The organism is Vreelandella azerica, from assembly GCF_013112225.1.
In the GTDB taxonomy this organism is placed as follows: domain Bacteria; phylum Pseudomonadota; class Gammaproteobacteria; order Pseudomonadales; family Halomonadaceae; genus Vreelandella; species Vreelandella azerica.
In genome coordinates this window covers 549,619-568,161 of sequence record NZ_JABFHI010000001.1, presented here as the reverse complement: position 1 = coordinate 568,161, position 18,543 = coordinate 549,619, and the positions used below count along the sequence as shown (strand labels likewise).

The following is an 18,543-nucleotide window of genomic DNA, read 5'->3' as shown; positions in this document are numbered from 1 at the left end:
GGCGTTTGCCACTCAACGCGCGCTGGGGTGTGACCTTAAGCGTTTCACCCGGGATCAACCAAAAGTGAGAGCACCGTCATGAGCGGTATTCCACAGACAGCTACCCGTACGGCGAAAACGCCTGACCACCGCCTGAGTAGGATGCCCAAAGGCGTTATCCCGACCGGCGCTGAACACCACATGACGCGGCCGAGTGCGGCGCACAAACTGCTCACCGGAGCTGGTATTACTACCATGATGACCCGCCACCAGCACCGAAACGGGAGTATCCAGTAGCGTCAGCAGGCGCCGTTCGACGTCAACCCCCACATCGCCGGTCAGCAACAGTGAATGCTCCCCCACGGTAACACGCAGCACACAGGAGCGGTCGTTGGCAGACAGCTCATTCTTGCCTGGTGGCGGCCAGAGATAATCATAGCCGATGCCATCCATCGACCATCCCCGCCCGGTATGACAGGTTCGGGGGCAGGCATGCCCGACACATCCGGTGCTTCTCCCTGAGGCAGCCACCAGGCCATTACCTTATGCCCATCGAGCAGTGCGCTAATGCCGCCTGCATGATCGTTGTCAGCATGGCTAATCACTACCTGATCAAAGCGCTGGCCATCAGGCCATAGGGTATCCAACGGCATAAAGCCGGAGCGAAACCGCGGGCCAGTATCATACAGCATGCGCTGGTGTTGACTGCGTAATTCCACCAGCTGACCCTGGCCGACGTCCATTACTCTGACTCTTAGCCCGCCTTCTGGCCAGCTTCCTTCATGCGGCCATACTGCCAGCAGGCTGACGGACACTACAGCGAAGGCGCGCAGCGTCCAGGAAGTGGCTGGCAACCCCCAACACAGCGCCAACCATATAAACCCTACCCCCAGGGTTTTATAATGGCTGGGGAAGGCTCCCACAGCGGCAGATACGCCACGTTGAGCGTTAGTAGCCCATGAAACAGATTCAGAGCTTGCTCAAACACCCACCAACTCAACTCGGCCAAGGGGGCAACCGGCATCAGCAACCAACCCAGCATGGCGCTAGGCACCATCACCAAGCTCACCCAGGGAACCGCCAGCAGATTGATCAAGGGGGCAAGCGGCGCCAGGCGGCCAAAAGCAAGCAAAACCGCTCCCGCCGTCAGGGGAGCCAACAGAAGCTGGGTACGCACCAACCCCACGTGCAATCCTGAAATCACCACCAGATGAGTCGTACCGCTATGGTTGAGCAGATCCCAGTCCTGACGTTCCAGCTGATCGCTATCCCCCAGCGTCAGCGCCGCCAGCCAGCGTCGAGAGCGCTCCGCTAAAGGTTTTTCGGCCAGGTAGTCAAGCCCCAGACGGCGCAGCGAAAACGTCGATTCAGCCAGCCTGATGGCAGATGGTAACTGACGCACATAGCCGGTGGCATGCAAACGCTCACGCCACAGCCAGGCCTGATAATCAAAGGTATCGGGATTGCTGAAACCTCGCGGTGGACGCAACCGCAGGGTCATCTCCCAGCGCTCGCCAGGCTGAAAGTGGGTATCCTGATAAGCACTGACGCGCACTTTGCCAAGCGCCTTACAGCTTGGCTGCCCCGGCGGCGAAACACAGTGAAGTAGCCGCAGGGTCAGGCGCGCCACACCGTTATCATTACTCACGTTGAGCACCCGGGCCTCGACGCTTAGGTCACTGCCGCTCAGGCCAGCCGGTAAGGCACGGCCTTGCTCAATCGTCAACAGGGCGACCAGGATGCCCCAGAGCAGCCAAAACAGGAGGCCTGAAAAGTACCGGTTGGCGATCCACAGCCCTGCGAGCAGATACACCGCCAGGAAGAGCCCTGGAAATTGCTGCACGAGCCCGGATGAAACACTTAGCACGCCCCCTAGCAGGGCCAGTGCCGCTGGAAGCGCTATGCCTGTGCGCATGTCGCCCTCCCTGGCGAGCCTTAGCCAACACCTTCAATGTATTGATATTTCTTTGCGTTTATCTAACCTACTGCGTTTACATAGCCGAAGGCTGATACTATATGGATAATAGCCTTTTACCTGGCAAGAGTATCAACTATGCCGCGTCGGTTTTTACATCGCTATATACCAAAACCCGACACCCTTCGGCGGCAGCGTTCCTTACGGCTGGTGGCCCCTTTACTGGCTGATACTCGGCTATGGCTACTGACCCGCCGCAGCGTTGCCAATGCCTTTAGCGTTGGCCTGTTCTGCGCCATGCTGCCGATTCCCTTTCAGATGGTCATTGCCGCTCTTGGAGCACGCCTGACCCGCTGCAACCTGGCACTTTCCATCGGCCTGGTATGGGTAACCAACCCATTAACCATGCCGCTGATTTTCTACATCAATTACGTGATTGGTGCCTTCTTCCTCGACACCCCGGTGCGCGAGGCGCCGTCGCGCATCTCAACCCGCTGGATCGCCGAGCAGATGCAGGACATCATGCCTGCCCTGTTTCTCGGCTCTCTGATCAGTGCAGTCACACTTGCCATTGTTGCCAATATCGCCATTCGCCTGATCTGGCGCTGGAATGTGTCGTGCGTAACTGGCGCCAGAGACGTGTCAAGCGCCAGTTGCGTCGAGCCAGGATAGAATCCCAGTTTGATGATGAGCGCTGATACCGCTAGCTGCTTACTAGCAGTTGGCCGTTATCCAACTGTAGAACCCGATCCTGATGGGCGGCCAGGTCGCGGTCGTGGGTGACAATCACAAAGGCGCAGGCGCTTTCCCTGGCCAGCTCATCCATTAGTTCCAGAATGGTCGAGGCAGTCTGCTGATCAAGGTTACCGGTTGGCTCATCCATTAACACCAGACTCGGGTCAGTGACCAGCGCTCTGGCAATCGCCACCCGCTGACGCTCCCCCTGACAGCTCGCCCGGTTTATGGTCGCCACGCTCGGCCATACCCACTCTGGTGAGCAGCGCCAGCGCGCGTTTTTCAGCATCACGCTTGCGCTGACCGCGAATAATCAACGGCAAGGCGGCGTTTTCCACGGCGGTAAATTCCGCCAGCAAATGGTGAAACTGATAGACAAAGCCGATATAGCGGTTGCGAAAGCGCCCCATGGCGGCCTCTCCCAAGCCAGCCAGCGACTCACCGGCAATGGTGATGCTGCCTCCAGTAGGACGATCCAGCCCCCCATCAGGTTCAACAGGGTGGTTTTGCCTGAGCCAGAGCTGCCCACAATAGCCACACGCTCGCCTGCATGCACGCTAAGCGACAGCTTGTTCAACACGGTCAGGTCACGCGGGCCTTCGCTATACACCCGGGAAATACCTTCACATACCAACATTACAGGCGCAGACGACTGACTTGGCGTAGATTCGTTCGACATAGCGGTATCCTTACTCATAGCGCAATACATCTGCGGGCTGCACGCGGGCAGCGCGCCAGGCGGGATAAAGGGTCGACAGAAAGGTCAGCCCGAAAGCAGCGGCAACGATATTACCTACATCGCTCCACAAAAGCCGTGAGGGCAGATCGCTGATGAAATAGACGCCCGCATCCAGGAACTGGATACCCAAGACTGATTCGGCCCAACCAATCAGGTCTGCTATGGTCAATGCCAACAAGACACCGACACCAACGCCGACGGCAATCCCGATGATCCCGATCGCCAGCCCCTGAACAATAAAGATGCCCATGATAGAGCCTGGGGTAGCGCCTATGGTGCGCAGGATGGCAATGTCAGCACGTTTGTCGGTCACAACCATGACCAGGGTCGATACAATATTGAACGCCGCCACCGCGACGATCACGGTCAGCAGCAGGGCAATCATGCGTTTTTCCATCTGAATAGCCTGGAACAGGTTACCGTGTGAAAACGTCCAGTCGCGGCCCCGATATTCAGGCCCCAGGGTATTGAGTATCGCCTGGGTTTCCTGCCCAGAGACAAACAGGTCATCAAGCTCGAGGCGCAGGCCACCCACAGCGTTCCCCATACGGGCAAGCGTCTGCATGTCGTCAATGTGGGCATAAGCCAGGCTGGCATCCAACTCGGCGCCGACGCTGAAAATGCCGCTGACAGTAAAGCGCTTCAGACGTGGAAAAACACCCGCCGGCGTAATAGAAGCTTCCGGCACCAGCAGGGTCACACGATCACCCACGCCGACCCCCAGCTGACGCGCCAGCATGGAGCCCAGCACAATATGCCACTCACCTGCTTCAAGGTCGCCAAGGCTGCCTTGCTGCATATGATCCCCGATGATCGACACCCGATCTTCCCATTCGGGATGAATACCGTTGATCATGGCCCCCTGATTGCGACCACCCACCGAGAACATGCCCTGCTGCTCTACATAGGGGGCAGCCCCTATTACCCGCTCGCGCTCAATCAACTGATTGGCCAGGGCTTCCCACTCCACCAGGCCATTGCGGGCCTCTATCTTGGTGTGAGGCACCATGCCCAGAATGCGTGTACGCAGCTCATGATCAAAACCATTCATCACCGACAGCACCAGGATGAGCACGGCAACACCCAGCATCAAGCCAAGCATGGAGGTCATTGAGATAAATGAAATAAAATGATTTCGGCGTTTTGCGCGGACATAGCGCAAGCCCACCAGAAAAGGCAAACGATCAAGCATGGCATGATTCCTTATTAGCGAGCGATCATGGTACGGTTTTTCATTCTGACTGCACAGAGTTGGCGGCTTGTTTGGAACGCCAAACAGGCGCGATGTTCCCTTGCCTTGGTTTTCACGCGGAGGATGCTGCAAAAGGCTTGCAACTTGCCCATCCCCACCCTACATTGCGCGGCGCAAATAGACGCTGTTCTTTACACTACCTACCCAAAAGGCCCCAGGTTGTCGAACACACTTTTTCACATGCTGCCCGAATGGGCGCCTCAGGACGCCATTCAACTTACCTGGCCGCGCAAGGACGGCGACTGGGCGCCGCTACTGGAACGCATCGAGGCAACGCTGGAGCGCATTGTATTGGCAACCGCCCGTTATCAGCGGGTACTGATCTGCGTGCCTGATGAGACAACCCGCCTGCGCCTCACCCAGCTATTCAGCGGCTACGCGGTCGCCAGCCAGCAGATTCAGCTGCTGGTCAGTGCCAGCAATGACACCTGGGCACGTGACCATGGCCCCATCAGCGTTGCCAATTCAGCGGGGGAACTGAAGCTGCTCGACTATACCTTTACCGGCTGGGGCGGCAAGTTTCCGGCATCTTTGGATAACCAGCTAACCCGCCAGCTGGATGCGGCGCAGTGCTGGGCATGCCCGATTGAAACCCGCGACCTGGTGCTGGAAGGCGGCGGGATTGAAACCGATGGGGAAGGCACCTTACTGACCACCGAAGCCTGCTTACTCAACCCCAACCGCAATCCGAATCTTTCCCGCACGGACATTGAAACACAGCTTGCCCAGGATCTGGGCATAGAGCGGTTCCTGTGGCTCAAAAACGGCTACCTGGACGGTGATGATACCGACAGTCATATCGATACCCTGGCGCGTTTCTGTTCGCCCGACACGATCGCTTACGTGCAATGCGATGATCCCGATGACCCACATTATCCGGCGTTAGCTGCCATGCAAGCCGAGCTGCAGGCTTTCCGCCAGCGTGACGGCCAGCCTTACCGTCTGATTCCGCTGCCCTGGCCTGCCCCCTGCTACGCACCGGACGATGGACGTCGCCTGCCAGCTACCTATGCCAACTTCCTGATCATCAATCAGGCTGTCCTGGTGCCGATCTATGGCGACTCGGCTGATAGGCGCGCACTGGAAGCGCTGGGCCGCGCCTTTCCAAGCCGCCAACTCATTCCGATTGACTGCACCAGCGTGATCCGCCAACACGGCAGCCTGCATTGCCTGACCATGCAGCTACCCAAGGGAACGCTTCGACGCTGAGATGGCATCAAGTGACCCCTCGATTGCCAAACTATCCAGACATGATTTTACTCAAGGCGGGAGACCGTATGCTGAACAAAACACTGACAGTGGGCATCGTTCAACAACATGCCTGGCCCGACAAAGCCCGCAGCCTGGCGGCGAGCGAAGCCGCTATTCGCAACCTCGCCCAGCAAGGCGCTGAATTGGTGGTATTGCAGGAACTGCATGCCACGCACTATTTCTGCCAGTACGAAGACCCGGCTCTGTTTGACCTTGCCGAACCCCTGGATGGCCCGACGGGCGAGCACCTGGCACACCTGGCCCGCACCTTGGATATCGTTCTGGTCGGCTCGATTTTTGAACGTCGCGCGGCTGGGCTCTACCACAATACGGCGGTGGTATATGACCGCTCTGAGGGTCGAGTGGGCCATTATCGCAAGATGCACATTCCTGACGACCCAGGCTTCTATGAGAAGTTTTACTTCACTCCCGGAGATCACGACCCGGCACGCACCAGTGGCTTCAGCCCGATTGACACCTCAGTGGGCCGCCTAGGCGTGTTGGTATGCTGGGATCAATGGTACCCGGAAGCCGCACGATTGATGGCGCTGGCAGGTGCGGAAATACTCCTTTACCCGACAGCTATCGGCTGGGACCCAAACGATGATGGCGCTGAACAGGCTCGTCAGAAAGATGCCTGGACCCTGATCCAACGCGCCCATGGCGTAGCTAACGGTGTGCCAGTGCTGGTCGCCAATCGCGTCGGTTTTGAAGCGGACCTTTCTAACGTCGGCAGCGGCATTCAGTTCTGGGGCGGCAGCTTTGCCTGCGGGCCTCAGGGCGAGCTGTTAGTCCACGGCAGCGAAGACGCCGAAAACTTGCTGGTCACTCTGGATATGACGCGCGGCGAAAATACCCGGCGTATCTGGCCTTACCTGCGCGATCGGCGCGTCGAGGCCTATGCTGACCTGACGCGCCGCTACCGGGATTGATCAAGCGCTGTACAAGGCAGCGCTGATCTACTTCCAGAAATCGCGAATAGACGCAATGCCCTGGGCACCCACCGCACGGGCGTGATGCGCATCAAAGCGGGTCATGCCACCCAGGGCAAATACCGGCATAGCGGCGCGCTCCACCAGCTGCTGGAAATCATGCCAGCCCATGGGCGGCACTTCCGGATGTGACGGTGTGGTGCGCAGTGGCGACAGGGTAACAAAATCACAGCCCAGTACAGCGGCCTGGCTAAGCTGCGCCTGATCATGGGTCGAGGCCGATAGCCACTGGTTTTCCGCAATCGGGCGGCGTTCAAGCTTCATCAAGCGCGCGCTGGTCAGATGAATGCCGTCTGCATCCACTTCCTGCAGCAGGTCAGGCTCACCGTTCAAAAGAAGGCGCGCCCCATGGCGCTTGCACAGCGCCAAAGCGCGCTGGGCACGTGCCACATAGGCCGATCTATCCAGCTGTTTGGCACGCAGCTGCACCAAGCGGATGCTATCTTCGCGCAGAGCACGTTCCAGGCGGGCATCAAAGCGCGCCTCATCGTCTTCCTCAGCGGTAATCAGATACTCGGTGGGCAGCATGACAGCGCGCAGGATCGGTAGATTCGCGGCCGGAAAGGGGTAGTTTGCCAGTTCGTTCATCGGCACCCAGCGCACTGCCTGACCTTCGCGGCCAAAGGGTTCGCCGGAAAACTCATGAACCTGCCAGACATCCAGCAGGATATGCTTGTCGGGGTATTCGTGATGAACACGAATCAGGGGCTGGGCGTTTCTGATTTCCACCCCCAGCTCTTCGTGCAATTCACGCTTGAGCCCTTCCAGACCTGTCTCGTAGGGTGCCAGCTTGCCACCGGGAAACTCCCAGAGCCCCCTTGATCCACGTTGGAGGGCCGACGCGCAATCAGCACCTGTTGTTGGTCAGCGCTGATAATTGCTGCCGCAGCGACATGCACCCGTCTTTTTACCATTACACTCATTGCGTCAGTACCCACTGTTTTGCGCACCTGCCAGCGTCAAGGCTAGCTGCGATAATCGGCGTTAATCGATACATAATCATGCGAGAGGTCTGTCGTCCAGACAGTGGCGCTCTCTCCTCCGCGATCAAGATCAATCCTTATCGTGATTTCCTCGCGAGCCATCACCGCACTCCCTGCTTCTTCGGTGTAGCTTGCCGCACGGCCACCCTGCTCCACCAGCCTGACTTCATCCAGCTCAATAACAACACGATTCACGTCAAATGCCTCCACCGGCGCCCGGCCAACTGCTGCCAGAATCCGTCCCCAGTTGGCATCAGACGCGTAAAGAGCCGTTTTGACCAGCGGCGAGTGGGCCACCGTAAAGGCGACATCCAGTGCCTCCTGACGTGAACGGGCACCTTCCACCTGCAAAGTAACGAATTTGGTTGCGCCTTCGCCATCACGCACAATCGCCTGGGCAAGCTCAATCATGACCCGCTGCAGGCCATTGCGGAAAATGGCAATCTCATCCTGGCTTGCCACTACGGCACCCTCCCCGGTCGCCGCCAGCATGCAGGCGTCATTGGTCGAGGTATCGCTATCGATGGTAATGCAATTAAACGAGCGGTCGGTGGTCTCGCGCAGCAACTGCGCCAGAAGTGGCTGCTCAATGCGCGCATCGGTCACCACAAACCCCAGCATGGTGGCCATATTGGGGCGAATCATCCCGGAACCTTTGGCAATGCCGTTGATAGTCACTTGCTGATCGCCTATATCCACGACGATACTGGCACCTTTGGGGCGCGTATCCGTGGTCAGGATACCTTCACCGGCCTGCTCCCAGGCATCTGCGTGATCATGGCGCGCCGAGAAAGCCGCAGGAATGCCGTCAAGCAGCTTGTCCATTGGCAGGGGTTCACCGATCACTCCCGTCGAAAAAGGCAGGACGCTTTCCACCGGCACCCCGGCGGCGTCAGCCAGGGCAGCACAGCAGCGTTTGGCATCCTCCATCCCCTGCTCACCCGTCCCGGCATTGGCATTACCGGTATTGATCAGCCAGTAACGCGGTGCCTGATGCTTTTCAAGGCACTGGCCAAGGTGCGCCTTGGCCACATGCACCGGTGCCGCACAGAAGGCGTTAAGCGTAAACACCCCTGCCATCGTCGCGGTTTCTGGCAATTCAATCACCACCAGATCGCGACGATCGGCTTTTTTAATGCCTGCCATGGCACTACCCAGGCTTACCCCTTCAATCCGGGGCATGGCCGGAAAAGGCACGTTTCCTACTGCCATGCTGATTATCCTCCACCTTTGATGGTCTCAACGCTGACTAATCGAGTTTTCCGCAGCACTGCTTGTATTTTTTCCAGACCCACATGGGCAGGGGTCATTACGCCCGACCTTGGGACCTTCACGGCGTACCGGGCGGCCATCAGCACCTGGCGGCACAGGTGCTGCATTTTCTTCGGCCTCTGGCGCCTGAGCCTCTGTGGGCTCATCGTGACGGCTGGCGGCTGAGGCCTGTTCACGGGCCAGCACATCACGCCGCTGCTGCTCTAGTGCATCGACTTCTTCTGGCTGGCGCACCTGCACATGACTGAGGATACGGGTGACATCCGCCTTGATATTGGTCAGTAGATTTTGGAACAGCTCGAAGGATTCACGCTTGTATTCCTGCTTGGGGTTCTTTTGCGCATAGCCGCGCAGGTGGATACCGCGACGCAGATGATCCATGGACTGCAGGTGTTCTTTCCAACGAGTATCCAGCACTTGCAACATGACCTGCTTTTCAAAGCGCCGGATCAGACTTTCACCTGCGGCTTCCACCTTGGCAGCGTAGGCTTCCTGATGCATGGTCTGCAGACGCTCGCGGAGCTTTTCTTCACTGAAGCGTTGGTCTTCCTTGGCCCACGTCACGACGGGTGCGTCAAGGTTGAATTCGGTCTTAAGGTGCACCTCAAGACTCGGCAGATCCCACTGTTCCGCCAGACTCTGAGGCGGCACGAACTGGCTGACCGCCTCGTCCATCACCTCTTCACGAATGCCGGCGACCGCCTCGGCCACTTCGTCAGCAGCGAGAATCTCGTTGCGCTGCTCGTAGATAACGCGACGCTGGTCATTGGCTACATCGTCATACTCAAGCAGCTGCTTGCGAATATCAAAGTTGCGCCCTTCGACCTTTTTCTGCGCCCGTTCGACGGCGTTGGAAACCATTTTATGCTCAATGGCCTCGCCGCGCTCAAGACCCAATGCCTGCATCAGGCGCTTGACCCGATCAGAGCCGAACAGGCGCATCAGGCTGTCTTCCAGCGACAGGAAAAAGCGCGTTGAACCAGGGTCACCCTGACGCCCTGCGCGGCCGCGCAGCTGGTTATCGATACGCCGCGACTCGTGGCGCTCAGAACCGACAACGTGCAAGCCACCGGCATCCAGCACGGCATCGTGGCGCTTCTGCCATTCAGCCTTTAGCGCTACTATCTCAGCCTCAGAGGGGTTTTCAAGCCTGGCGGCTTCGGCTTCCCAGTTACCGCCCAGCATGATGTCGGTGCCGCGTCCGGCCATATTGGTGGCAATTGTAATTGCCCCCGGGCGGCCCGCCTGGGAGATAATCTCGGCTTCACTCTGGTGCTGTTTGGCGTTAAGCACGTTGAAGTCAAGCTTTGCTTCACGCATCAGGCCTGCAAGGTATTCCGATGTTTCAATCGAAGCGGTACCCACCAGCACAGGACGGCCGGCTTCGGTTTCTGCCTTGACGTCCTTGATGATGGCTTCAAACTTTTCTTCGGCGCTCAAGAACACCAGATCGTTGAGATCTTTACGTACCAGCGGGCGGTTAGTCGGGATCACGATCACGTCCAGACCGTAAATCTGACGGAACTCAAAGGCTTCGGTATCGGCCGTACCCGTCATCCCTGCCAGTTTTTCATACAGGCGGAAATAGTTCTGGAAGGTGGTGGATGCCAGCGTCTGGCTTTCACGCTGGACAGTGACGCCTTCCTTGGCCTCAACGGCCTGGTGTAAGCCCTCGGACCAACGGCGCCCGGGCATGGAGCGGCCCGTGTGTTCATCAACGATAACCACCTGCCCTTCGTTGACGATATAATCCACATCACGGTGATAAAGATGCCTTGCCCGCAGTGCAGAATGCATATGTTGTAGCAGGTTAAGGTTCTGGGCCGCATACAGGGATTCATCTTCCCCAAGCAGCCCTTCCGAGCGCATCAGCTCCTCAACCTTGTTATGCCCCTGCTCGGTCAGCTCAACCTGCTTCTGTTTTTCATCCAGAAGAAAATCACCTGTTACCGTCGCCTCTTCGTCTTCCATCTCCTCACCAGCTTCCAAATGCTGAGCGAGGCGGTTGACAACGCCATACAGGTCGGTGTTTTCATCCACGGCACCGGAAATAATCAGCGGTGTGCGCGCTTCGTCAATCAGGATGGAGTCAACTTCATCGACAATCGCGTAATGCAAACCACGTTGAACCTTGTCATCCAGTGAAAAGGCCATATTGTCGCGCAAGTAGTCAAAGCCAAATTCGTTGTTGGTGCCATAGGTAATATCGCACTGATAGGCATAGCGCTTTTCGGTGCTGGTCTGGCCAGCAAAGATCACCCCGACAGAAAGCCCTAAAAATTCATACAAGGGCCGCATCCACTCGGCATCGCGGCGGGCCAGGTAATCATTCACAGTGACGACGTGAACGCCCTTGGCAGGCAAGGCATTGAGATACACTGCCAGGGTAGCCACCAGGGTTTTACCTTCGCCGGTCTTCATTTCCGCGATGCGCCCACGGTGCAGCGTCATGCCGCCCACCATCTGCACATCAAAATGGCGCATTCCCATGACGCGCTTACTGGCTTCACGAACCACGGCAAATGCGGTGGGTAGTAAACTATCCAGCGGTTCGCCGTCATTCAGGCGCTGGCGTAGCTGGGGCGTTTTTTCCTGCAGTTGCGCATCATTCAACCCTTCAAGCTCGGCTTCGAAGGCATTGATATGCTTAACGCTTTTATGCATTCGTTTAACTTCACGGTCGTTCTTCGAACCAACCACCTTGCGCAATAAATTATTAATCATGAACAGTCCAATTGACGTAGCTTAGCTCAAGGAGCCTAATAAAAATGAGGTTACCAGGGTCATGTTTTCCGACGCCAACCGGACGGTGGGCCACGACGGGTAAAAACATCTTGAGCCGCCACCAGCCACACAATGACTGCACCTGGCCTCTTTACACGCGCCTGTTGAATATCCCCGCTAGGTGGCGAACTTCCCAACCAACGCTGGTAAACCCGCCGCACCCAGGCAATATGGCGCGACTGGGCTCTCAGCACGGCAGGCACAAAAAACACCACACAGGCGCTGCGCTCACTATTGCGCATGACGTCGACTGAAGACAAAGTGGCAGGCAACAGGCAACCCACCAAGAGACCTGCCCACCACCATCGCGTAACCCCATAACGACGTAAACGGCGCACGGGCAAAGGTCGCGATGAAGATGGCAAAGACATACTGTGGCTACACTCCTGAGCGTGTTAGGCTTTATTTTTAAGCGGCAAACATCATCCTTTCTCCCCAAACGCCCACTTGAGGGTTCGCCGAAGAGCTAAGCGCATGAGTATAAAGGTTAAGCGTTCGCGAGCACAGCCCATCGGGAAACTCCTCGAACAGCGCAGCGGTGCCAGCCTGCTGATTCGTCAGTCTCGCCTGATTGATCAGGCACAGCGCCACCTAAGGGCTCATCTGCCAGAAGAGATGCGCGCTCATGTTTTCGTGGGCGGATTTCGCCAGGGAAAATTGACCATCATCAGCAGCCAAGCCAGTTGGGTAACCTGGTTGCGCTTTGAACAACAGCGTCTGTTAACGCTTCTACACCAGCTACCAGGGTTTGAAGGCGTCACCGCCTTGACCTTCAAGGTAAGGCCGGTTCATCCTGTCAAGGTACCGGAACGCAATACCCGCGAGCTTTCAATAAATGCCGCCGAAACCTTGACAGCCTGCGCAGAGGAAACCAGCGACCCTGCGTTGAAAGGTGCCTTGAGCAGGCTGGCATCGCATGCCAGAAAACGCTAAAAGCACCGCATTAGCGGTGCTTCAGAAAATAATCAGCCACAATCTCTTACATCAACTCACCCGCATACTACTTGCTACGCCATCGCTGGGGCCGAATAGGAAATTGGCGCCACTGACGATGCTTCTTCAAAAGTGATGATTTCGTAGGCATCGGGCTGGGCCAGCAATTCACGACATAGCTGATTATTCAGCGCATGGCCCGATTTAACCCCACGAAACTCACCAATCAGGCTATAGCCCAACTGGTAAAGGTCGCCGATGGCATCCAGTACCTTGTGTTTGACGAACTCATCGTCGTAGCGCAGACCGCCCTCGTTAACAATGCGGTAGTCATCAACAACAATGGCGTTTTCAAGACTTCCACCCAGCGCCAGATTGTTGGAACGCAGGAATTCAATATCACGCATGAAGCCGAAAGTACGCGCTCGGGACACCTCTTTGACAAAAGACGTGGTAGAGAAATCAATCCGTGTTGTCTGATTCTGCTGATCAAAGACGGGATGATCAAAATCGATGGAAAACGACACCTTAAAGCCCTGGTGAGGCAGGAAGTGAGCTTCTTTGTCACCTTCAACCACAGATACTGGGCGCTTGATGCGCATGAATTTTTTGGCAGCTGGCTGCTCCATGATGCCTGCAGACTGAATAAGAAATACAAAGGGGCTGGCACTGCCATCCATGATCGGCACTTCGGGCGCACTGACATCAATGTATGCATTATCGATACCCAGGCCTGCCAGGGCAGACATCAGGTGCTCAACGGTCGCTACCTTGACGCCTTTGAAGGATAGCGCCGTACACAGCATGGTGTCTTCCACAAGATCAGCACGTGCAGGAACCTCAACAACAGGATCAAGATCCGTTCTGACAAAGATAATTCCCGTGTTAACGGGGGCAGGACGCAACGCCATGTTGACTTTTTTACCGGAGTGCAGACCAACTCCAGTGGCACGAATAACGTTTTGCAGGGTGCGTTGTTTGATCATGGGCAGTGGTCATACTCTAATTATTTATGAAAGACAGATGATTGATGAAGGACTGCTGCGGTATGAAAGGTTGATCATGAAGACCAGATGACGAGGAATATAGCTTAGGCAACAGTAATCGAACAGCGTTCATTTTAGCAGCAAACGTACGTTTTAACTAATTGAAAACGACGTTTGCTGCCTCCGTGACACTAATGTTAAAGCTTAATCGGCCTGACGGCGCAGGAAAGCGGGGATATCCAGATAGTCATCAGCCTCAGGCGCACGGCGCTTTTCAGCACGCGGCCTTTGCTCTGGCGCTTCAGCCCGCGCTGCCTGCTGTTGACGCATCACAGTCGGCTGCTGAAGCTTGCGATAATCTGCCGCATCTGCGGCCGTGCGCCGAACGGCTTCCCGCGCGGGCGGCGCCTTGGCTTTACTGTTATCCAGACCAGCAGCAACAACCGTCACCCGCAACTCGTCGGTCATTTCCATATCAATCGACGTGCCTACAACAATAGTGGCTTCCTGAGAAGCAAACTCCTGAACAGTCGCGCCCACATCATTGAACTCACCGATGGAAAGGTCAGGACCTGCGGTAATATTAACCAGGATACCGCGAGCACCGTGCAGGTCGATATCTTCCAGCAGCGGGCTGCGAATAGCTTTCTCAGCGGCTTCCCTGGCGCGGTTTTCGCCGGTTGCCCCACCGGTGCCCATCATTGCCATACCCATTTCAGACATGACGGTGCGTACGTCTGCAAAGTCGACGTTGATAATACCCGGGCTAGTAATCAGTTCGGCAATCCCTTGAACGGCGCCTAGCAGAACATCGTTGGCAGCACTGAAGGCCGTTAGCAAGGTGGCATTCTTGCCCAGCACCGACAGCAGCTTTTCATTGGGAATGGTGATCAGTGAGTCAACGTGCTCGGAAAGTTCTTTCATGCCCTCTTCCGCAGCACGCATTCGCTTGGGGCCTTCAAACGGGAACGGACGAGTAACCACAGCAACGGTAAGAATTCCCAGTTCCTTGGCCACCTGAGCCACCACAGGCGCTCCACCCGTCCCGGTTCCACCGCCCATCCCGGCGGTAATAAAGACCATATCGGCCCCATCAAGCAGCTCAGCGATGCGGTCACGGTCTTCCATAGCTGCCTGACGACCTACGTCAGGATTGGCACCAGCACCCAGCCCCTTGGTGATCTCACTGCCCAACTGCAGGACTGTTTTAGCGGAGACGCGTTTCAACGCTTGGGCATCCGTGTTGGCACAAATGAATTCTACGCCTTCAATGCTGCTTTCCACCATGTGGTTAACCGCATTGCCGCCGCCACCACCAACACCAACAACTTTTATGACCGCACTGCTCGAGGGTGCGCTATCTACCAATTCGAACATAAGCCCCGTCTCCTGAACCGTATATACGGTCCTGTCAGAAATTTCCTTTGAACCAGCCCTTGATTTTTGCCAGCGGTGATACATCGATTGTCAGTTCGTGCCGCGAGCTACTCTGGCGCCGTGCTGTCGGTATGCCACCGCTTGCGCCGCCATGGCGTTGGCCATGACGCGCTTCTTGCAAAGCATAGTGCAGTAAACCGACTCCTGTTGCATAAATCGGGTTACGCACTACGTCAGATAAACCTTTAACGTTTTGCGGGGAAGCAATTCTCACCGGCATATGAAAAATTTCTTCGGCAAGCTCGCTTACCCCTTCCATTCGTGAAGTGCCACCTGTCAGCACAATTCCTGCGGCTACCATATCCTCGTAACCACTGCGACGCAGCTCGTCACGCACCAGTGTAAACAGCTCTTCGTAACGCGGCTCGACAACTTCAGCCAAGGATTGACGAGACAGATCACGCGCTGGCCGGTCGCCCACACTCGGCACCTTGATCATTTCATCGCAGGACGCCAACTGCGTGAGCGCGCAGGCATACTTGACCTTGATTTCTTCTGCATGCTGGGTCGGTGTACGCAACGCCATGGCAATATCGTTAGTCACCTGATCCCCGGCAATGGGTATGACCGCCGTATGGCGGATGGCGCCTTCAGTAAAAATGGCCATGTCAGTGGTACCACCACCGATATCCACCATACACACACCCAGCTCTCGTTCGTCTTCTGTCAACACTGACATGCTTGAGGCAAGCTGTTCAAGGATGATGGCATCCACTTCAAGGCCACAGCGTCGCACGCATTTCTCGATATTCTGAACCGCATTGAGGGCGGCTGTGACCAGATGAACCTGCGCCTCCAACCTGACACCGGACATGCCCAATGGTTCACGAATACCGCCCTGATTATCAATGGCAAATTCCTGTGGCAGAACATGCAGCACCCGCTGACCTTCCGATACGGCCCGGGCACGCGCTGAGTCAATCACCCGATCAATATCGGAAGAGGTAACTTCGCGCTCCTTGATGGCGACCACACCATCTGAGTTCATTGAGCTTATATGGCTTCCTGCAACCCCGACATAAACAGAATGAATTTCACAGCCGGCCATTAACTCGGCTTCTTCCACTGCGCGCTGAATGGATTGCACCGTAGACTCGATGTTAATCACCACACCGCGCTTCATACCACGTGATGGGTGAGCCCCAATACCTACGATTTCAATACTGCCATCATCGGTAGGCTGACCAACAATAGCCACCACTTTGGACGTACCAATGTCCAACCCGACCACCATATCTGTTGCGTTAGGTGTATCTGCCATGAGTCGGGGAATCTCCTTAGTAGTGGCTAGATGGAAAAATTAAGCTAACAGTGCCTGTCTAAAAAATGCTTAAAAATAATGTGTGACAGAAACGCTATCACTAGTTGCTGCTGGATCGCATTGATAAAAAAACAAAAGCTGCCACGGTCAACATCCAACGACCATAGCACTATTCTCTAACCATCTATACTATAAGATCAATGGATCAATACAAGAAAACTAAAGTAAAGAAGTGATTTTTTTGTATGTTTGACGCTTTTTTACGATATGTCTCTGGACAAATAATTTAAAGCCCCAATCGCTTTATTGCTAATCCCCATATAGTGAATGCTCATCCATCGGCTCGACACTAATCGCTGAGTAACCTTACTGCGCCAATCGCTCGTAATCTTCATCACCATGCCAGGAGACAGCCACGCCATTGGGGTAACGCAGATCAATATAACGGATATCTCCCTTAAAGCGCTTTAATTCGCGCTGCCACGACGACATCAGCCGGGCAAGACGGAGCTCATGCTGCTGACGCCCCAACATTACCCACATATCATTATCAAACTGCAGGCGCCAGGCGCCACGCGGTTCCAGCCTTAACTGATTCAGCGAAAGCGCCAGTGAGGCAAATTCCGGCAGGAGGTTATGGTAATAACTCAGCACCTCCTGACTACTGCCTTCTGGGCCACTCAGGTCAGGCAACCCATCTGGCGCCGCCATAGGCGCAAAAACAAAGGGAACACCCTGATCATTGAGCAAATAGCGATCATTCCAACGAGCCACAGGACGCTGTTCGACCAGTTCAAACACCAGGGTATCAGGCCACTCTCTGGAGAGTCGAACTTCATGCAGCCAGCCAATATCCAGTGCATCATCGCGCAATTTGCCAAGGTCCGCAGACAGCCAGGTCGTGTTACTCACTAAAGGGGACAGCTGGGTGCGCAGGTAATCAGCGTTGACATAATCCCAGTCGCCGCGGATGGAGACGCGCTCAATTGGCCGATCAAGCCATAGCCATAGCGCTCGCCCGCCCGCAACCAGTAGCAGCACCAATAAAGCCAGGCCGAGCCAACTGCTACGCCGCTTCATGGTCACCCTGCCAACCAGCCGTGGCGAGAATTTCCACTACCAGCTGATCAAACCCGATACCTGCATGGGCAGCTGCCTGAGGAACCAGGCTATGATCGGTCATGCCGGGGACGGTGTTGACTTCCAGCAGCCAGAACTGGCCATCAGCATCGCGCATCACGTCAACGCGCCCCCAACCGCTGCCGCCAATAGCGGCAAACGCCTGTTGGCAAAGCTCAGCCAAGGCTTGTTCGTCTTCGCCTGAAAGACCACAGGGCAGATGGTACTGTGTAGTATTGGAGAGGTACTTGGCCTCGTAATCATAGAAGCCCCCAGGCACCTCAACGAGAATGGCTGGCAATACCTGTTCACCTAACAGCGCCACCGTATATTCATCACCGACAACAAACCGCTCAGCCATGACCTGGGCATCAAAACGTGCCGCTTCATGGTAGGCAGATACCAGCTCATCGCGGGAATTTACGATGGTAATCCCCAGGGTAGAACCTTCATGTACAGGCTTGACGATCAGCGGCAACCCTAGCTGTTCGACGACACTCTGCCAGTCACTTGATCCACTGAGAATAACGCTTTCCGGAGTGGGCAACCCCAGAGCCTGCCAGACCTGCTTGGTGCGCTGCTTGTCCATTCCAAGTGCAGACGCCAGGACGCCGCTGCCGGTATAACGGATACCCAGCAGCTCAAGCGCTCCCTGCAAGCAGCCATCTTCTCCACCGCGCCCATGCAGGGCGATGAATACCTGCTCAGGAGCCAGTTGCTCAAGGCCTGTCAGCCCAGCTTCATAAGGGTCGTAGCCCACGGCGTCAATTCCCTGACGCAGCAGTGCTGCAAGAACCGCCTGGCCGCTTTTCAGCGAGACATCCCGCTCTGCGGATGTGCCACCATAGACAACAACAACACGGTTTCCCTGTGCATCTGCTGCTGACGCACTGGCTTTTTGCATA

At 56.1% G+C, this 18,543-nt stretch carries 14 protein-coding genes and 4 pseudogenes; 4 read left to right on the top strand and 14 right to left on the bottom strand.

The window, feature by feature from the left end:
* Nucleotides 1-54: 54 nt before the first annotated feature.
* Genes HLB35_RS16870 through HLB35_RS16860 form a run of 3 tightly spaced genes read right to left on the bottom strand, consistent with a single transcriptional unit; the run spans nt 55 to nt 1,894 of the window.
* The gene (locus tag HLB35_RS16870; RefSeq protein WP_235936950.1) at nt 55-324 is read right to left on the bottom strand and encodes a ComEC/Rec2 family competence protein; all 270 of its coding nucleotides are present in this window, start codon (nt 322-324) and stop codon (nt 55-57) included.
* Entirely contained in the window at nt 318-902 is a 585-nt protein-coding gene (locus HLB35_RS16865; protein WP_235936949.1) for an MBL fold metallo-hydrolase, read from the bottom strand. Before HLB35_RS16865 ends, HLB35_RS16870 begins: the two co-directional genes overlap by 7 nt.
* Nucleotides 863-1,894 (bottom strand): ComEC/Rec2 family competence protein, encoded by a 1,032-nt coding sequence (locus HLB35_RS16860; RefSeq protein WP_235936948.1) that lies wholly within the window; start codon nt 1,892-1,894, stop codon nt 863-865. Before HLB35_RS16860 ends, HLB35_RS16865 begins: the two co-directional genes overlap by 40 nt.
* 138 nt (nt 1,895-2,032) lie before the next feature.
* On the opposite strand from HLB35_RS16860, the pseudogene HLB35_RS02730 reads away from it, so the two are divergent.
* Nucleotides 2,033-2,592 (top strand): annotated as a pseudogene (locus HLB35_RS02730) (DUF2062 domain-containing protein).
* A 5-nt stretch (nt 2,593-2,597) separates the two neighbouring features.
* On the opposite strand, the pseudogene HLB35_RS02725 reads toward HLB35_RS02730, so the two are convergent.
* Together HLB35_RS02725 and HLB35_RS02720 are read right to left on the bottom strand one after the other, a co-directional pair.
* Nucleotides 2,598-3,308 (bottom strand): annotated as a pseudogene (locus tag HLB35_RS02725) (ABC transporter ATP-binding protein).
* 10 nt (nt 3,309-3,318) lie between these two features.
* Nucleotides 3,319-4,560 (bottom strand): lipoprotein-releasing ABC transporter permease subunit, encoded by a 1,242-nt coding sequence (locus HLB35_RS02720; RefSeq protein ID WP_171701390.1) that lies wholly within the window; start codon nt 4,558-4,560, stop codon nt 3,319-3,321.
* Between the two features lie 240 nt (nt 4,561-4,800).
* Between HLB35_RS02720 and HLB35_RS02715 the strand changes: the two genes are divergently transcribed.
* A complete protein-coding gene (locus HLB35_RS02715; RefSeq protein WP_171701592.1) occupies nt 4,801-5,829 on the top strand; it encodes an agmatine deiminase family protein in 1,029 nt (342 codons plus the stop codon).
* A gap of 71 nt (nt 5,830-5,900) precedes the next feature.
* Nucleotides 5,901-6,803 carry a carbon-nitrogen hydrolase gene (locus HLB35_RS02710; RefSeq protein ID WP_171701591.1) on the top strand — a complete coding sequence of 301 codons (903 nt, stop codon included), beginning with the start codon at nt 5,901-5,903 and terminating at the stop codon, nt 6,801-6,803.
* Nucleotides 6,804-6,830: 27 nt separating this feature from the next.
* Here the strand turns inward: HLB35_RS02710 and HLB35_RS02705 are convergent.
* From HLB35_RS02705 to HLB35_RS02690, 4 genes and pseudogenes are all read right to left on the bottom strand, one after another.
* Nucleotides 6,831-7,786 (bottom strand): annotated as a pseudogene (locus tag HLB35_RS02705) (Nudix family hydrolase).
* Between the two features lie 42 nt (nt 7,787-7,828).
* Nucleotides 7,829-9,058 (bottom strand): bifunctional glutamate N-acetyltransferase/amino-acid acetyltransferase ArgJ, encoded by a 1,230-nt coding sequence (argJ, locus tag HLB35_RS02700; RefSeq protein WP_171701389.1) that lies wholly within the window; start codon nt 9,056-9,058, stop codon nt 7,829-7,831.
* Between the two features lie 37 nt (nt 9,059-9,095).
* Nucleotides 9,096-11,842: pseudogene (secA, locus tag HLB35_RS02695) on the bottom strand (preprotein translocase subunit SecA).
* A gap of 59 nt (nt 11,843-11,901) precedes the next feature.
* Complete coding sequence (locus HLB35_RS02690) at nt 11,902-12,273, bottom strand: hypothetical protein (RefSeq protein WP_171701388.1); 372 nt, start codon at nt 12,271-12,273, stop codon at nt 11,902-11,904.
* Nucleotides 12,274-12,376: 103 nt separating this feature from the next.
* Here HLB35_RS02690 and HLB35_RS02685 point away from each other — a divergent pair, with 103 nt between their 5' ends.
* Nucleotides 12,377-12,835: a DUF721 domain-containing protein gene (locus tag HLB35_RS02685; RefSeq protein ID WP_171701387.1), complete on the top strand. Its 459-nt coding sequence runs from the start codon at nt 12,377-12,379 to the stop codon at nt 12,833-12,835.
* 74 nt (nt 12,836-12,909) lie between these two features.
* On the opposite strand, the gene lpxC is transcribed toward HLB35_RS02685, so the two are convergent.
* The 5 genes from lpxC to HLB35_RS02660 form a co-directional block, all read right to left on the bottom strand.
* Entirely contained in the window at nt 12,910-13,821 is a 912-nt protein-coding gene (gene lpxC / locus HLB35_RS02680) for a UDP-3-O-acyl-N-acetylglucosamine deacetylase (protein WP_171701386.1), read from the bottom strand.
* 204 nt (nt 13,822-14,025) lie between these two features.
* Nucleotides 14,026-15,198 carry a cell division protein FtsZ gene (gene ftsZ / locus HLB35_RS02675; protein WP_171701385.1) on the bottom strand — a complete coding sequence of 391 codons (1,173 nt, stop codon included), beginning with the start codon at nt 15,196-15,198 and terminating at the stop codon, nt 14,026-14,028.
* Nucleotides 15,199-15,232: 34 nt separating this feature from the next.
* Nucleotides 15,233-16,519, bottom strand: coding sequence for a cell division protein FtsA (gene ftsA / locus HLB35_RS02670; RefSeq protein WP_171701384.1), 1,287 nt, complete (start codon nt 16,517-16,519; stop codon nt 15,233-15,235).
* Nucleotides 16,520-16,885: 366 nt separating this feature from the next.
* The gene (locus tag HLB35_RS02665) at nt 16,886-17,599 is read right to left on the bottom strand and encodes a cell division protein FtsQ/DivIB (protein ID WP_171701383.1); all 714 of its coding nucleotides are present in this window, start codon (nt 17,597-17,599) and stop codon (nt 16,886-16,888) included.
* Nucleotides 17,586-18,542 carry a D-alanine--D-alanine ligase gene (locus HLB35_RS02660; RefSeq protein WP_171701590.1) on the bottom strand — a complete coding sequence of 319 codons (957 nt, stop codon included), beginning with the start codon at nt 18,540-18,542 and terminating at the stop codon, nt 17,586-17,588. Before HLB35_RS02660 ends, HLB35_RS02665 begins: the two co-directional genes overlap by 14 nt.
* Between the last annotated feature and the right edge of the window lies 1 nt (nt 18,543).

Coding starts and splice junctions, on each gene's coding strand:
- HLB35_RS16860 (WP_235936948.1), bottom strand. CDS start 1,894: ATGCGCACAGGCATAGCGCTTCCAGCGGCACTGGCCCTGCTAGGGGGC.
- HLB35_RS02720 (WP_171701390.1), bottom strand. CDS start 4,560: ATGCTTGATCGTTTGCCTTTTCTGGTGGGCTTGCGCTATGTCCGCGCA.
- HLB35_RS02715 (WP_171701592.1), top strand. CDS start 4,801: ATGCTGCCCGAATGGGCGCCTCAGGACGCCATTCAACTTACCTGGCCG.
- argJ (WP_171701389.1), bottom strand. CDS start 9,058: ATGGCAGTAGGAAACGTGCCTTTTCCGGCCATGCCCCGGATTGAAGGG.
- HLB35_RS02690 (WP_171701388.1), bottom strand. CDS start 12,273: ATGTCTTTGCCATCTTCATCGCGACCTTTGCCCGTGCGCCGTTTACGT.
- HLB35_RS02685 (WP_171701387.1), top strand. CDS start 12,377: ATGAGTATAAAGGTTAAGCGTTCGCGAGCACAGCCCATCGGGAAACTC.
- lpxC (WP_171701386.1), bottom strand. CDS start 13,821: ATGATCAAACAACGCACCCTGCAAAACGTTATTCGTGCCACTGGAGTT.
- ftsZ (WP_171701385.1), bottom strand. CDS start 15,198: ATGTTCGAATTGGTAGATAGCGCACCCTCGAGCAGTGCGGTCATAAAA.
- ftsA (WP_171701384.1), bottom strand. CDS start 16,519: ATGGCAGATACACCTAACGCAACAGATATGGTGGTCGGGTTGGACATT.
- HLB35_RS02665 (WP_171701383.1), bottom strand. CDS start 17,599: ATGAAGCGGCGTAGCAGTTGGCTCGGCCTGGCTTTATTGGTGCTGCTA.
- HLB35_RS02660 (WP_171701590.1), bottom strand. CDS start 18,542: ATGCAAAAAGCCAGTGCGTCAGCAGCAGATGCACAGGGAAACCGTGTT.